The 15,274-nt window shown below is 64.6% G+C and carries 12 protein-coding genes and 1 tRNA gene; 4 read left to right on the forward strand and 9 right to left on the reverse strand.

From position 1 onward, the window contains the following. Window positions 1-3: 3 nt before the first annotated feature. A complete protein-coding gene (egtD, locus tag R4P47_RS01405) occupies window positions 4-972 on the forward strand; it encodes an L-histidine N(alpha)-methyltransferase (protein WP_317532648.1) in 969 nt (322 codons plus the stop codon). Window positions 973-1,076: 104 nt separating this feature from the next. Here the strand turns inward: egtD and R4P47_RS01410 are convergent, their stop codons facing one another. From R4P47_RS01410 to R4P47_RS01450, 9 genes are all read right to left on the reverse strand, one after another. Then, window positions 1,077-1,934 carry a DUF559 domain-containing protein gene (locus tag R4P47_RS01410; RefSeq protein WP_317532649.1) on the reverse strand — a complete coding sequence of 286 codons (858 nt, stop codon included), beginning with the start codon at window positions 1,932-1,934 and terminating at the stop codon, window positions 1,077-1,079. A gap of 204 nt (window positions 1,935-2,138) precedes the next feature. Continuing rightward, complete coding sequence (locus tag R4P47_RS01415; RefSeq protein WP_317532650.1) at window positions 2,139-3,524, reverse strand: ABC transporter permease; 1,386 nt, start codon at window positions 3,522-3,524, stop codon at window positions 2,139-2,141. Further along, window positions 3,521-4,273 (reverse strand): ABC transporter ATP-binding protein, encoded by a 753-nt coding sequence (locus tag R4P47_RS01420; protein WP_317532651.1) that lies wholly within the window; start codon window positions 4,271-4,273, stop codon window positions 3,521-3,523. The genes R4P47_RS01415 and R4P47_RS01420 overlap by 4 nt, the downstream gene beginning before the upstream one ends. A gap of 81 nt (window positions 4,274-4,354) precedes the next feature. Continuing rightward, on the reverse strand, window positions 4,355-5,014 hold the full coding sequence (locus R4P47_RS01425) for a response regulator transcription factor (protein WP_317532652.1): 660 nt from the start codon (window positions 5,012-5,014) through the stop codon (window positions 4,355-4,357). Next, on the reverse strand, window positions 5,014-6,210 hold the full coding sequence (locus tag R4P47_RS01430; RefSeq protein WP_317532653.1) for a sensor histidine kinase: 1,197 nt from the start codon (window positions 6,208-6,210) through the stop codon (window positions 5,014-5,016). The genes R4P47_RS01425 and R4P47_RS01430 overlap by 1 nt, the downstream gene beginning before the upstream one ends. A gap of 18 nt (window positions 6,211-6,228) precedes the next feature. Then, the gene (locus R4P47_RS01435; protein WP_231893907.1) at window positions 6,229-6,858 is read right to left on the reverse strand and encodes a hypothetical protein; all 630 of its coding nucleotides are present in this window, start codon (window positions 6,856-6,858) and stop codon (window positions 6,229-6,231) included. Window positions 6,859-7,030: 172 nt separating this feature from the next. Next, the gene (locus tag R4P47_RS01440) at window positions 7,031-8,014 is read right to left on the reverse strand and encodes a ribose-phosphate diphosphokinase (RefSeq protein WP_121870612.1); all 984 of its coding nucleotides are present in this window, start codon (window positions 8,012-8,014) and stop codon (window positions 7,031-7,033) included. Next, on the reverse strand, window positions 8,011-9,483 hold the full coding sequence (glmU, locus tag R4P47_RS01445; protein ID WP_094670508.1) for a bifunctional UDP-N-acetylglucosamine diphosphorylase/glucosamine-1-phosphate N-acetyltransferase GlmU: 1,473 nt from the start codon (window positions 9,481-9,483) through the stop codon (window positions 8,011-8,013). Before glmU ends, R4P47_RS01440 begins: the two co-directional genes overlap by 4 nt. A gap of 52 nt (window positions 9,484-9,535) precedes the next feature. Next, window positions 9,536-9,606, reverse strand: a tRNA-Gln gene (locus R4P47_RS01450). A 288-nt stretch (window positions 9,607-9,894) separates the two neighbouring features. Between R4P47_RS01450 and R4P47_RS01455 the strand changes: the two genes are divergently transcribed. From R4P47_RS01455 to mfd, 3 genes are all read left to right on the forward strand, one after another. Further along, on the forward strand, window positions 9,895-10,533 hold the full coding sequence (locus tag R4P47_RS01455; protein ID WP_094613864.1) for a TetR/AcrR family transcriptional regulator: 639 nt from the start codon (window positions 9,895-9,897) through the stop codon (window positions 10,531-10,533). A 189-nt stretch (window positions 10,534-10,722) separates the two neighbouring features. Beyond that, a complete protein-coding gene (locus R4P47_RS01460; protein ID WP_149405181.1) occupies window positions 10,723-11,367 on the forward strand; it encodes a ScbR family autoregulator-binding transcription factor in 645 nt (214 codons plus the stop codon). Between the two features lie 326 nt (window positions 11,368-11,693). Beyond that, entirely contained in the window at window positions 11,694-15,272 is a 3,579-nt protein-coding gene (gene mfd / locus R4P47_RS01465; RefSeq protein ID WP_256980718.1) for a transcription-repair coupling factor, read from the forward strand. Window positions 15,273-15,274: the final 2 nt, after the last annotated feature.

The following is a 15,274-nucleotide window of genomic DNA, read 5'->3' on the forward strand; positions in this document are numbered from 1 at the left end:
GTCATGAGCACGGTGGACGTACATCTGGCCGACACAGCATTGCTCGACGAGTTGCGTAAGGACGTGCGGGACGGTCTCACTGCCGACCCGAAGTGGCTCTCGCCCAAGTACTTCTACGACGCGCTGGGCAGCGAGCTCTTCGAGCAGATCACGGTGCTGCCGGAGTACTACCCGACGCGGACCGAGCGCGCCCTCCTCGAGGAGCATGCTTTGGACGTCGCCGAAGCAACCGGATCGACGATGTTGATCGAGCTGGGCTCCGGCTCGTCGGAGAAGACGAAAATCCTGCTCTCTGCCGGGGTGAAGCATGGGTCGCTCGAAACCTATGTACCGCAGGATGTATCCGTCACGGCCCTCGAAGGTGCCATCGAGCAGATCTCGCACGAATTCCCGGCGCTCGAGGTGCGCGGCATCGTCAGCGATTTCACCGACACGCTGCACAATCTGCCCAGCGGCCAGGCTCGTACGATTGCATTCCTGGGCGGAACGCTCGGCAACCTGATCCCCGAGGAACGCCGGGAGTTTCTCGGAGCCATCGCCGACGCCCTCGATTCCGGTGAGCACCTGCTGCTCGGTGTCGGCCTGGTGATCGACCCGAAGGTTCTCGTTCCGGCCTACGATGACGCCGCAGGGGTGACCGCGAAGTTCAATCGAAACGTGTTGTCGGTGATCAACTCTCGCCTGGATGGCAACTTCGATCCCGATGCCTTCGAGCATGTCGCGCTCTGGAATGCCGAGCAGGAGTGGATCGAGATGCGGCTACGGGCCAACGCGCCGCAGGAGGTGTACCTCGCCGACCTCGATCTGCACGTGCACTTCGACGCCGGTGAGGATCTGCGCACCGAGATCTCGGCGAAATTCCGGCCGGAGGGAATCACGGAAGAACTCGCTGCGGCGGGATTCGGCGTCGAACATCTCTGGTCCGACGCCGATTCCCGCTTCGCACTCATTCTTGCGCGCAAGGACGGGTAGCGGGTCCACCGGAGTGGGCACCAGTGCACGCAACGACCGCCGATCGACGGAATCCCGTCGATCGGCGGCGATAGTGCGCAACCCTGCCCGCTGCAGCCGCGTATTCACGGGAGTCGACGGTCCGTTGCTGCGATCGACTTCCGACGACGCCGCACCACGGCGATGATTTCGTCCACGACGCGATCGAGGTCGGCAAGCGCTGTGGCCGCCGAGTAGCGCAGCACCAACCATCCATCGAGCACCAACTCGTTCTGGCGTCGACGATCGTTGTTGAACGTGGCGGGATCCGTGTGGAACTCTCGGCCATCGATTTCGACGATCACTCGTGCGGAAAAGTCGACCAGGTCGCCGTAGAACTTTCCGACGCGCGCATTGATCTCCATCGTGAAGTTGCGGGCTGTCAACGCCCGCGTTACCACGCGCTCCGGCTCTGATCGTGTTCTGGGGCAGCACGTTCGAAGCTGCTTCCGGACGGAAGCCATCCCGTGCATTCCCTTCGACGTGTCACACAGTGCGGCAACCCGTCGCCACGGCAGATGATGGTCGATGGCGTCGTCGAAGAATTTCTCGAGATCGGGCGTCGACAACGAGGTCGCGACGTCGACGAACGTCTGCTCCAGCGACATCACTCGCAGGCCTCGGTGGAGCTGGACCTCGACGAGGCGTCGGCGATGAACTCGAACCCACGGCACCGATCTCGACTGGACGTTCGGGGCCACCGTGACAGAGACGAGTCGCGGTTCGTAGTCGATCAGTCCCCACAACCAGGCCGCACTTTCGTGGCTCAACACGGCGTCCGGTTTCCACAGAAGCGCACCGGTGCACAGTCCGAGGTAGTCCGGTTTCTCCGTCGCGTAGACCTTCGGCAGCAGGCACACGAGCTCCCCCGACCGCGATCGTCTCGAAATGCCGCTCGTACTGAGCCCTTGCGCCACCAATTGCTGCACTGTGTAAACCCCCATGGCTACACCGTTGCGTCTGGGGAGCCTCTGCAACAGTGGCAATCTCGCAATTGTGGATACCTCGATGACGTTATCCACAGGCAGTGCCCGGCAGAGTGGGCACCAGTGCACACAACGATCGCCGATCGACGGAATCCCGTCGATCGGCGGCGATAGTGCGCAACCCTGCCCGGCGGGCATCACCCAGCACTGTCGAACACGAGGCTAGGCATCCGCCAACGCGACCACCGGCGAAATTCGATTAGCCCGTCGTGCCGGAGTCAGTGATGCCCCGAGTGCGAGGAGGCCACCGCACAGCACGGTTCCGGCGATGACGGCCCACGGCAGAGTGGGGGCCGTGAGTCCGCGTGAATCCAGTGAGCCGAGCAGCGATTGTGCTGCGGCCCAGCCGTATCCGATGCCGAGGATCAGCCCGAAGCCCATCGAGGCGACCACCATCTGGCTGCTCTCCGAGACGATCATCGACCGAATCTGCTTGCGGGTGAATCCGAGTGCACGCAATAGACCGATCTCCCGGGTGCGCTGCAGAATGCTCAGCAGCAGGTTGTTCACCATCCCGACCGCCGCGATCACGGCCGAGAAGCCGATGAGTCCGGTCATGATTCCCACTGTCACGGTGAGGACCTGGTCGACGGAGGCTTCGTCGAACTCGTTGACGAGCATCGACCGGTAGCTGTACATCGCGACCGCGAACGTGGTCACCAGCGTCACCCCGATCAGCAATCCAACCGCGGTACGGGTGCTGCGATCCGGATAGCGAATTGCGTTGGCCGAGGCCAGTCTTGCTGCAGGTCCGCGTCCGAACAGTTTTCCGACCAGCCTCAGCGTTGCGGGCAGAATTCGATAGGCACCGACCATGATGCCGGTGAACGAGGCGACGCCGCCGAGGAACGCGACCAGCACACCCGTCGGGTTCACCATCCCGATCAGGATTCCGAGCCCGAGCAGTGCCACTCCGCCGGCGATCAGCACGATCGACATGCCCGTCCTGATTCGACGCGACCGCGGAGCCTCCACTCCCGTGTCCACGGCACCCCCGGTTGCCTGAACAGGAGTCACGTCCAGCACCTTTCGAGACCCGACGTAAGAGGCGAGGGTCGTCGTCAGCACCACGATGACCACCGGCAGACTCACCAACGGTTGGACGGACGTGTACTGCACATCCGGCAGCTGCCCCGCCGAGACCGCAACGGCCCGGGCCAGATGACTCGCTCCGATACCGACAACCAAACCGAGTGCACCACCGAACAATCCGACGAGAAAGCCTTCCCTGGCCACCGATCGACGCAGGTCACGCGCCCGTGCACCCAGTAAGCGCAGAAGAGCGATGGTGCGGGTGCGGCCCGCGACGATCGTCGCGAACGTGTTCGAGGTGACCACCGCCGCGACATACAGTGCGAGACCGATGAACACCAGCGCCACGCTGTACAGCGCAGTGACGGCAGCACCGTCGGTATCCCCGAAGATGTCGACCAGAAAGGCCGTGGCCTGAATCAACACCACACCGAAGAACGACGCGAGCGAGGTCACCAGCAGACTGGCACCGTGCTCCTTCGACGCCTGAGCCGACGTCAACCCACCTGCCTTCATGATGCGTGCTCCATTCCCAGCATGTAGCTCGAAATCTGTTCTGCACTCGAACGTCCCAGTTCGTTGACGATGTGACCGTCGGCGAGGAAGACGATGCGATCGGCGTAGCTTGCCGCGATGGGGTCGTGGGTGACCATCACGATCGACTGGCCGTACTCGCGCACCGCCGCGGCGAGAAGGCCGAGAACCTCACGGCCGGTGCGGGAATCGAGGTTGCCGGTGGGTTCGTCGGCGAAGATCAGATGTGGACGGGTCCCCAGCGCGCGGGCGATCGCGACGCGCTGCTGCTGCCCACCCGAGAGCTGATGCGGCCGGTGGTTCACCCGCGCCTGCAACCCCAGGGTGTCGATGAGCTGCTCGATCCAGGCCGCCTCCTCGGCGGTGGGTGCACGGCCGTCGAGCTCGAACGGCAGCAGGATGTTGCCCCGAACATCGAGGGTGGGAACGAGATTGAAGGACTGGAAGATGAAGCCGACCTGCTTGCGTCGCAGCGTGGTCAGAGCGTCGTCGTTGGCCGAGGTGATGTCTGCACCGGCCAGCATCAGATGACCCGAGCTGGCGTTGTCCAATCCCGCCATCACATGCATCAGGGTCGATTTGCCGGAACCGGACGGCCCCATGATGGCAGTGAACTGGCCACCGTGAATGTCGAGAGAGACGTTGTCGAGGGCGCTCACCGGATTGGTCGAGTCACCGAAATGTTTGCTGACTTGGAATGCCCGGGCAACAGGGCCTGCTGTGATCGTCATGCCCACAACGCTATGAATTCGCAGGACCGGAGTAATCAGGCGCGAGTCTCTGCGTCGTACATCTACAGGATGACTTCGGTGTCAGTCTCCGGTGAGTCCGTGCTCGAATGCGTAGACCACCAACTGCACTCTGTCACGCAGGTGCAGCTTGGCGAAGATGCGACTGATGTGCGTTTTCACCGTCGCCTCGCTGAGGAATTCCATCTCGGCGATCTCGGAGTTGCTCAGCCCGCGGGCGGTGAGTCGGAAGAGTTCCTTCTCCCGCGCGGTGAGGGTGGCGAACTCGGCCGGCACCTTCGGCACCACCGGTGTCGGCGTGAAATGCGCCAGCAGACCCGTCGTCGCCGACGCGGCGATCACCGAGTTGCCTGCATGAACCGTCCGGATCGCCGCGAGCAGAAATTCCGGGTCGGCATCCTTGAGTACGAATCCGCTTGCCCCCGAACGAATCGCTCGCGCCGCACTCTCGTCGAGGTCGAACGTCGTCAGCACCAGAATCCGCGGGGGAGTATCGGATCCGGCCACGATCTGCTCGGTCGCGGCGATACCGTCGAGCACAGGCATCCGGACGTCCATGAGCATCACGTCGGGACGTGCCGACGCGCCGAGCTCGACGGCTTCCTTCCCGTTGCCCGCCTCACCGACGAACTCCAGATCGGCCTGCGAGGAGATGAGCATGCGAATGCCCGCCCGGAACAGTTGCTGGTCGTCGACCAGTGCCACCTTGATTCGATCGGCCATCAGTCGATTCCCTTCGTGGACGATCCGGCGGCAGGAAGCCAGGCAGTCACGGTCCACGACGAGCCGTCGCCGGACGCGGTGCACATGCCACCGGCGAGGCTGGCGCGTTCTTTCATTCCTGCGACACCGTGACCGGAGGATTCGGGGCTCGAACGCCCGGGGAGAACGCTGTTGCGCACCGTCAGTTCGATGCCGGCAGAATCGGATTCGATGGTCACGGTCACCGGTCGGTCCGGATCACCGTGCCGCAGGGCGTTGGTCAACGATTCTTGGGCAATGCGATACAGCGCCAAGTGCGTCCCGGCGCCCAACGACACCTCGGTGGGGTCGATCGAGGAGTCGATGGTCAGGCCGGTGGCTCGCATCTGATCGAACAGACGCTCGAGATCGTCGGGGGTGGGGTTCGGGAGATCGCCCTGACTGTGGCGCAGCTGTCCGAGCAACACCCGAACGTCGGACAGCGCCTCGCGCGCGGTGTCGGAGATGGTCGTCAGGGCAGTGTCGACGGCAGCGGGGTCGACGGCGCGCACATAGCGTGCACCGTCGGCCTGCGCGATCACCACGGCGAGCGAATGCGCCACGATGTCGTGCATGTCGCGGGCAATTCTGTTGCGCTCCTGCTCGATTGCCACTTCGTGTTCGGCGCGGGCCTGATGCACTTCGGCGAGCTCACGTGCGTGTGCGGATTCGATGGCGGTGCGCCGGGCATAGGCCAAGCGACCCAGGGCCCAGGACAACCCGAGCATCGCCCACAGGCCGACGAGGAGGAAGGCGAACTGCAGGAGTCGGGGTTCCTGGAAGCCCTCTTCCGTGGCCGGGCCGAACGGATTGCCGTCCACGAACGCCAGGTACAGAGCCGCTATCACGCCACCGGCGACGGCCGAAGCGAGCCCGAGGCGTCGAAGCACGTTGTCGCCGTACGCGGCCGAGCAGTACAGAATCGCGAAGATTGCGATGTCCGCCGAGAGGGGGAGTACCCCGCTGATCATCTGCACGACGGCCAGCACCCAGGCCAGTGCTAACGACAGTCGCGGTGACCGTCGCCGAACTGCCAGCGCGACGCCGAAACCGACCAGGACGCCGAAGCCTGCGGAACCGTACGGGCCGTCCAGCGTGGACGGCATCATGAGCAGAACGAAGACGACGGCGTAGGCGACGTCGAGCACCTGCCGTGAGATCGAACGCTTGCGCAGCACTCGATCAGACTACGTGGATCAGTTGGTGCGGCGACGAGCCTTCTCGAGCGCGGCCAGAGTCGACAGGACAGTGGTGCGCTGCCGTTCGAGATCCTTCATGCGCGCACGTGCCGGCAGGCCCTGAACGCCGTCGAGCGCGCTGATCTGCTCGTCGACGGAGGTGAGCTGGCCGAGCAACTTCTGCACACGGGACTGCAGTTCGATCGCATCGATCCCGGTGACGCCGGCCTGCGACTTCTTCGTCGGTGCCTTCGCGGGCGTTCCGGACGTCGTGGAGGCCGGTGCGTTGCCCGCGGCAGCGGCCCTGGGGCGCAAGGCTTTGCGGACGGCGGCAGGATCGGGCAGCTTCTCGAGCCGAATGCGGTTGAGCACCTCACGCGCATCCCGAGCGGTGACGCGGTACTCGCGCTCCTCCTCGTCCTCGGACGCCAGCGTGCCGCCCAGGGGCCGCAGGCCGTACATCCCGATGAAGTGCTTGGCCTCGTCGATGACGGCTTCCTTCTCGCGGCACAGACCACAGCGCGGCTCGTTTCGGAAGTCCTCGACGCTGTCGGTGCTACCGCACCAGACGCACCCGCCCGGCGTCCATCGGGCAATTCTGACCGTAGTAGTTCCAGCCGGGCCGTGGGGAGAGTCTGCGTCGATCACGACGAGTCATCTTAGGTGACAACGAAACCCGCCCCGCACACCCCCGTCTCGCGAGCTGCAGGTTCCGGTCACGGACGTGACGTAGTTCATGCAGAGCGGACGGAGAGTGGGCGGGGCGGAGTGAAACAGACCCGAAGGTCGGCAGTGGAGCCTGCGGAGTGACCCGAAAAGGCTATGCGCTGCCGTTGAACAAGCTTGTGACGGAGCCGTTTTCGAAGACCTCGCGGATGGTGCGAGCCAGCAGCGGCGCGATCGAGAGCTCGGTCAGCGTTGCGAAGCGCTTCTCGTCGCTGATCGGCAGGGTGTTGGTGACGACGACTTCCTTGGCACCGCAGTTCGCGAGCCGCTCGGCGGCCGGGTGGGACAGAACTCCGTGGGTGGCGGCGATGACGACGTCACCGGCTCCGGCTTCCTTGAGCACCTTCACGGCACCGGCGATGGTGCCGCCGGTGTCGATCATGTCGTCGATGAGGATGCAGGTGCGGCCTTCGACGTCACCGACGACGCGGTTGGACTTGACCTGGTTGGGCACCAACGGGTCACGTGTCTTGTGGATGAACGCCAGCGGCGCACCGTCGAACGAGTCGGCCCACTTCTCGGCGACGCGCACGCGGCCGGAGTCGGGGGAGACCACGGTGATGTGCTCGAGGCTGTAGGTCGCCCGGATGTGATCGGCGAGCTGGCTGTGTGCGTGCATGTGATCGACGGGGCCGTCGAAGAAGCCCTGGATCTGATCGGTGTGCAGGTCGACGGTGATGATGCGGTCGGCACCGGCGGTCTTGAGCAGATCCGCGACCAGACGAGCGGAGATGGGCTCGCGTCCCCGGTGCTTCTTGTCCTGACGCGCGTACGGGTAGAACGGCAGGATCGCGGTGATGCGCTTGGCCGATCCGCGCTTGAGCGCGTCGATCATGATGAGCTGTTCCATCAGCCACGTGTTGAGCGGGAACGGATGCGACTGCAGCACGAAGGCGTCCGATCCGCGGACCGACTCCTCGAAGCGAACGAAGATCTCGCCGTTGGCGAAGTCACGCGCGGTCTGCGGGGTGACGTCGATCCCGAGTTCCTTGGCGACCTGCTCGGCCAACTCCGGATGTGCTCGACCAGAAAACAACATCAGGTTCTTCTGGTTGTCGATCCAATTAGGGGTGGTCACTGCTCTTCGCCGTCCTTTTGTTCTTGCCGATCACGATCTGCGAGCGCCGCTGCTTTCGCAGCTTCGGTTCCGGGCCTGTTGTCGATGACCCAGCCTTCGATATTGCGTTGCTTGCCACCGGAGACGGCCAGCGCGCCGGGAGGAACATCGTCCCGAACCACTGTTCCTGCACCGGTGTAAGCGCCGTCGCCCACATGAACGGGAGCGACGAACGTCGAGTCGGAACCGGTCCGCACATGGGATCCGATTTCCGTGCGGCTCTTGTTGACACCGTCGTAGTTGGCGAAGACGTTGGAGCAACCGATGTTGCTGTGGTCGCCGATCGTGGCATCGCCGACGTAGGTGAGGTGCGGGACCTTGGTGTTGCGGCCGATCGTCGCGTTCTTGGTCTCCACGTAGGCACCGAGTTTGCCGCCCTCGCCCAGGACCGTGCCGGGACGCAGGTAGGTGAACGGTCCGACGGTGGCATCCGGTCCGATCACGGCCTGCTCGGCGTGGGTGCGCACGACCGACGCGCGCTCGCCGATCTCGACGTCACGCAGGGTCGAGTCCGGTCCGACGACCGCGTCGTCGGCGATGTGGGTCTTGCCGTGGAGCTGGACGCCGGGTTCGATGCGGACGTCCGCGCCGAGGGTGACGTCGATGTCGATCCAGGTGGTCGACGGATCGACGACGGTGACGCCGGCCCGCATGTGTCGTTCGACGATGTGACGGTTCAACACGGAGGTGACGTGCGCCAGCTGGACGCGGTCGTTGACGCCCACCACCAGATCGGGATCGGCGAGCTGGGTGCCGTAGACGGCTTTGCCGTCGGCCTTGCTGATCTTGACGACATCGGTCAGATACAGCTCGTGCTGGGCGTTCGCGGTGCTGAGTTTGCCCAGGGCGGTACGCAGCGCCACGGCGTCGAACGCGTAGACGCCGGAGTTGACCTCGCCGATCAGCACCTGGGCCGGGGTGGCGTCGGCGTGCTCGACGATCTCGGCCACCTCGCCGTCGTCGGTGCGGACGATACGGCCGTAGCCGTTGGCATCGTCGGGGACGAAGGTCAGCACCGTGGCGGCAGCGGGCCTGGGGGCACTCAGGTGCTCGTCGAGCAGAGCTTTGAGAGTGTGACCGTCGAGCAGGGGCACGTCGGCGGCGGTGACGAGGATCGTGCCCTCGAAATCGTCGGGCAATGCGGCCAGGCCGCACTGCACGGCATGTCCGGTGCCGAGCTGGCGATCCTGGACTGCGGTGTGAATCGTGCGCCCGAAGGTGGCCGCGAGGTCCTGGACGGCCTCGGTCACTCGTTCGCGATCGTGTCCGACGACGGTCACCAGGTGGTCGGGACCCAGGTCGGCGGCCGCGTGGAGGGCATGCGCGAGCATGGTGCGGCCGGCGAGGGGATGCAGAACTTTCGGAGTCTTCGACCGCATTCGGGTACCTGCACCCGCAGCGAGAACGACCACGGCGGTCTGCACAGGCATTGAGCTCCTCAGGCGGTAACGCGAAGACGGTATGCACGAATGATGTTGCTCGCTCCGCCGCCAGGACTCGAACCTGAACTATCTGAACCAAAATCAGAGGTGCTGCCATTACACCACGGCGGATAAACGGCCAGCGGTCTCGCCAGTGGCCGACGAATCGAACGACTCATTCGTTTGCCGCTGCGCTCCCACTGAGCGCAACGATCCTCGCACGCGAGGTGGTGGTGAGTCGAACCGCGATGAAGATTCCGCCCTCCGGGTCGTTCCTGCAGGCTCCACTCCCGCCCTCCGGGTCGTTCCTGCAGGCTCCACTCCCGCAGGGACAAACGGATGGATCGGACATCGTTAGTGTGGGGGAGGCGTCGATTCCGGCGTCGAAAAATGCAGGGTCGGTAACGGGAGCGGATTTCGATGACAGGCGCAGCCTCGGAGCAGGAACGCTCACCTCGAGTCCGAATGACAGGGACGCAGCGGCGCGAGCAGTTGATCGAGGTGGGGCGCACGCTGTTCGCCGAACGCGGGTACGAGGCCGCGTCGGTCGAGGAGATCGCCGGACGAGCGAACGTGTCCAAGCCGGTCGTCTACGAGCACTTCGGCGGTAAGGAAGGTCTCTACGCCGTCATCGTTGATCGGGAGATGTCGACGCTTCTCGGCATGATCACCAAATCACTCGACCTCAACCGCTCGCGGATTCGCGTCGAACGCGTCGCACTTGCACTGCTCACCTACATCGAGGACCGCACCGACGGTTTCCGCATTCTCGTGCGCGATTCCCCTGCGGCTGCCGAGGACGGCAAGTACTCGTCGTTGCTCAACGAGGCCATCGGTCGCGTCGGGCACATGCTGGCCGGGGATTTCTCACGCCGCGGACTCGATCCCGAGTTCGCGCCGATGTACGCCCAGGCGCTGGTCGGAATGGTGTCGATGACGGCGCAGTGGTGGCTAGACGTGCGAACACCGTCGAAAGAAGTGGTTGCGGCGCATGTGGTCAACCTGTGCTGGAACGGGCTGACGAATCTGGAGGCCGACCCTCGATTGACCGAGGAATGAGAACTCGGTTTCGTCTCTTCGCGGTTAAAGAGGGGGTATCGTCCCCTTTGTCGGTCATGAGAGCTGTGTCACACACGGCGTAAGGCTCGATCGGACCGATGCATGTTGGCACGAGACGTAAAGCAAGTCAGTGGTACCGTTCGGGCGTAATTTGCGCAGTGGCAGTTCAGAATTGCGAAGGCGGATCCCATGGTCAGGCAGGCCCGCGCTGAAATAACCCGCGACACCGTGCTCGCGGGCGCAGCGAACGTATTTCTGCGCCTGGGGTACGCGAACGCGAGTCTCAGCGAAATCATCTCTCAGTCCCAGGTCACCAAAGGCGCTCTGTACTTCCACTTCGGTTCCAAGGAAGAACTCGCGCGTGCGGTCATCGACGAGGGCAACGCTCGGCTGACCACTGCGTGCATGCAGTTCAACGACGGTCGCATCCCCGCACTCGAGGCGGCGATCGGCATCTCCTACATCGTCGTCGACCTTTCGGTCAGCGACCCCATGGTCTCGGCCATGCTCCGGCTGAGCCATCAGATCGGCGATTACCGCGGCACCGAGGGCAATGTCATGGCCGGGTGGAGCGAGTCGTTCGACAAGCTCGCCGCCAAGGCCATCGCGCAAGGCGACATCGACCCCAACTCGGACTCGCGCACCATCGGTTCGCTCGTGCTCGAGATCCTGGCCGGCGTGCACATGGTTGCGGTTGCCACCTCCACCACCGAGGAACTGCCGTCGCGCATGGAGCGTCTCTGGTACTACCTTCTCCCGGCTCTGGTCCCCGCCAACAAGCTGGACTACTTCCGCGAATTCGCAGCGCGTCGAGTCATCCGCTTCGGCCCGTAACTCACGAGTTCTTCGCAACGAAAGCCGCTACGTCGTCGCGCAGTCGATCCGGGTATTCACCGTTGATCGCATGTGAGGCGTCGGGATAGAGGTGGGGCCTTGCCGTCGACAGCCCGGCGTCTCCCGCCTGCCGAGCTGTCGGTGTGCTCCCATAGACTCGGTCACGACTGTGCGTATGCAGCCGTCGCCTCGAATCGCTTCTAGGAGCATTGCTGTTGTCTTCCGATTCTCTGCCTGCCATTTCTCCATCCGGGCCGGCCCCGATCGTTCCCGACGCGGCGCTGCAACTCTCGGGTCTGGCCAGCGTCGCGCTGACGGATTCGTCCATGGTGGCCGTCGCCGATGCGATCGGAACCGCCGAGCACACGCTCATCGGACCGCACTCGGTTCGCCCGTTCGTTGCCGCCGCGATCGCTCAGCACACGCAGCTGTTGATCGTCACCGCCACCGGACGTGAAGCGGACGATCTCACCGACGAACTGCGCCAGATCCTCGGCGGCGGCGTTGTCATGTTCCCGTCGTGGGAGACGCTTCCGCACGAGCGACTCTCACCGAGCGCCGACACCGTGGGCAAGCGGCTGGACGTACTCCGCCGGCTGGCTCGCCCCGGCGACACCGATTACGGCGATCCTCTGCGCGTCATCGTCACCACCGTCCGCTCGTTGGTGCAGCCGATGGCACCCGGTCTGGGCGAGATCGAACCCGTGACCCTGAAGGTCGGCCTGGACATCGACTTCGACGGCTTGATCCATCGACTCGTCGAGTTCGGCTACCTGCGCGTGGACATGGTCGGCAAGCGCGGTGAGTTCGCCGTCCGCGGCGGCATCCTCGACCTCTTCTCGCCGACGGCAGATCACCCGGTGCGTGTGGAATTCTGGGGCGACGAGATCACCGAGCTTCGCGCGTTCGCGGTCTCCGATCAGCGTTCGCTGCCCGATCACGAGGTCGATCTCGTCATCGCTCCGCCGTGCCGCGAGTTGCTTCTCACCCAGGAAGTTCGCGACCGCGCCGCGGTACTCGCAGCCGACAACGCCGGCGACACCGCGTTGGTCGAGATGCTCGACAAGCTGTCCGCCGGCGTCCCGGTCGAGGGCATGGAGGCGTTGCTGCCGCTGCTGCAGCCGGGTGAATTGCAGTTGCTCGCCGATACTCTCCCCGCAGGTACACACGTATTGCTCTGCGACCCCGAGCGAATCCGCACGCGCGCAACCGATCTGGTACGCACGGGCCAGGAGTTCCTCGAAGCATCCTGGACGGCAGCATCGATCGGTGGAGCTGCGCCGCTCGATACCTCCACCCTGGACACCTCCAGCCTCGAAGGTGCGTCACTGGATCTCGGTGCCTCGGCCTACCGTTCGCTGCGACAGGTTCGGGAGTCGGCTCAGGTGCACGGTCGGCCGTGGTGGACCATCAGCCCGTTGGCATCCGGAAACGGCGAAGAAGTCGAACTCGCCGTCGATTCGGTCCCGGAGGTCCGTGGGTCCGAGGAAGCACTGACGGCCCTGTTCGCCACGCTGCGGGCGCACATCGCCACGGGTGGTCGTGCGGTCATCTCCGTCGCGGGCGCAGGTACCGCCACCCGCATCATCGAACGCCTCGCCGAGGCCGAAGTGCCTGCAGCGCACCTCGATTCCGGTGCGGTCCCGGTCGCCGACGTCGTGAACGTCCTGTGCGGATCGTTGCACGACGGTCTGGTGTTTCCCGACGCGAAACTCGTGGTCGTCACCGAGAGCGACCTGACCGGCAACCGCGTGGCCGCAGCGGGCGAGGGACGCAAGCTCCCGGCGAAGCGTCGTAATCAGGTCGATCCGCTCGCGCTCGTCGCCGGCGACAGCGTCGTGCACGATCAGCACGGCATCGGTCGATTCGTCGAGATGGTCGAACGCACCATCGGCGGTGCCCGACGCGAATACCTCGTCGTCGAGTACGCACCCAGCAAGCGCGGCCATCCCGGGGATCGACTGTTCGTCCCGATGGACTCGCTCGATCAGCTCTCGCGTTACGTCGGCGGCGAGCTCCCGTCTCTGAGCAAGCTCGGCGGATCCGACTGGGCCAACACCAAACGCAAGGCGCGCAAGGCAGTTCGCGAGATCGCCGGCGAGCTGGTGCAGCTGTACGCGGCTCGTCAGGCCGCTCCCGGGCACGCTTTCGGACCCGACACTCCGTGGCAGCTCGAGATGGAAGATGCGTTCGGATTCACCGAGACGGTCGACCAGATGACGGCCATCACCGACGTCAAGGCCGACATGGAGAAGGCGGTTCCGATGGACCGCGTCATTCTCGGTGACGTCGGCTACGGCAAGACCGAGATCGCGGTTCGCGCCGCATTCAAGGCGGTGCAGGACGGCAAGCAGGTCGCCGTGCTGGTGCCGACAACACTTCTGGCGCAACAGCATCTGCAGACCTTCACCGCACGCATGGCGTCGTTCCCGGTGACCGTCAAGGGGCTCTCGCGCTTCACTCACGGTTCCGAATCCAAAGAGGTCATGGCGGGGCTGGCCGACGGTACGGTCGACATCGTCGTAGGTACGCACCGGTTGTTGCAGACCGGTGTCGCCTGGAAGGACCTCGGATTGGTCATCGTCGACGAGGAGCAGCGCTTCGGCGTCGAGCACAAGGAGCACATCAAGTCGCTCCGAACCCACGTCGACGTCCTGACGATGTCTGCGACTCCGATTCCGCGAACGCTCGAGATGAGCCTCGCCGGCATCCGCGAGATGTCGACCATCCTCACTCCGCCCGAGGAGCGGCACCCGGTCCTCACCTACGTGGGCGCGTACAACGACAAGCAGGTCGCCGCGGCCATCAGGCGTGAGCTGCTGCGTGACGGCCAGGTGTTCTTCGTGCACAACCGAGTCAGCTCGATCGACAAGGCCGCCAAGAAGATTCGCGATCTGGTCCCGGAGGCCAGGGTGGCGACGGCGCACGGTCAGATGAACGAGGAAACACTCGAGCGCACCGTGCAAGGGTTCTGGCAGCGCGAGACCGACGTCCTGGTGTGTACCACCATCATCGAGACCGGCCTCGACATCTCCAACGCCAACACCCTGATCGTGGAGCGGTCCGATTCGCTCGGCCTGTCCCAGTTGCATCAGCTGCGCGGTCGAGTGGGCCGCAGCCGCGAGCGTGGTTACGCGTACTTCTTGTACCCGCCCGAGAAGCCGCTCACCGAAACGGCCTACGACCGATTGGCGACCATCTCGCAGAACTCCGACCTCGGTGCCGGTATGGCGGTGGCGATGAAGGACCTCGAAATCCGCGGTGCCGGAAACGTTCTGGGAGCAGAGCAGTCCGGTCACGTCGCGGGCGTCGGATTCGACCTGTACGTGCGGCTCGTCGGTGAAGCGGTCGAGGCGTACCGCGCCGCAGCCGACGGAAAGCCCATCACCACCGACGAAGCCCCCAAGGAAGTGCGCATCGACCTTCCCGTCGACGCCAACATCCCACCGGACTACGTCACCAGCGATCGGTTGCGCCTCGAGGGTTACCGAAAGCTCGCTGCGGCAGCCGATTCCGAGGGCATCGACGCGGTCATCGAAGAACTCGTCGACCGGTACGGTCCGCTGCCCGAGGAGGTGGGCCGACTGGTCTCCATCGCCAAGCTGCGGCTTATCGCGAAGGAATACGGCCTGACCGACGTCAATGTTGCCGGAACACAGGTGAAGCTGGCTCCGATGGACCTACCCGATTCCAAGCAGATCCGCCTCAAGCGGCTCTACCCGAGCGCTGCCTACCGGGCCACCACCGGTGTGGTGCAGTTGCCACTGCCGCGCGTCGAAGGCGGCGGCGTGGGGGCGGCGCGCGTACGCGACGTCGAATTGGTGCAGTTCATCGCCGATCTCATCCTATCCTTGGACGGTAAGCCATCTCGGTCGGTGTTGTTGGAGCAAACAGTGGGGGTGTAGCG

Origin of the sequence: Rhodococcus sp. IEGM 1370 (assembly GCF_033142325.1) — a bacterium.
Classification (GTDB): Bacteria; Actinomycetota; Actinomycetes; order Mycobacteriales; family Mycobacteriaceae; genus Rhodococcoides.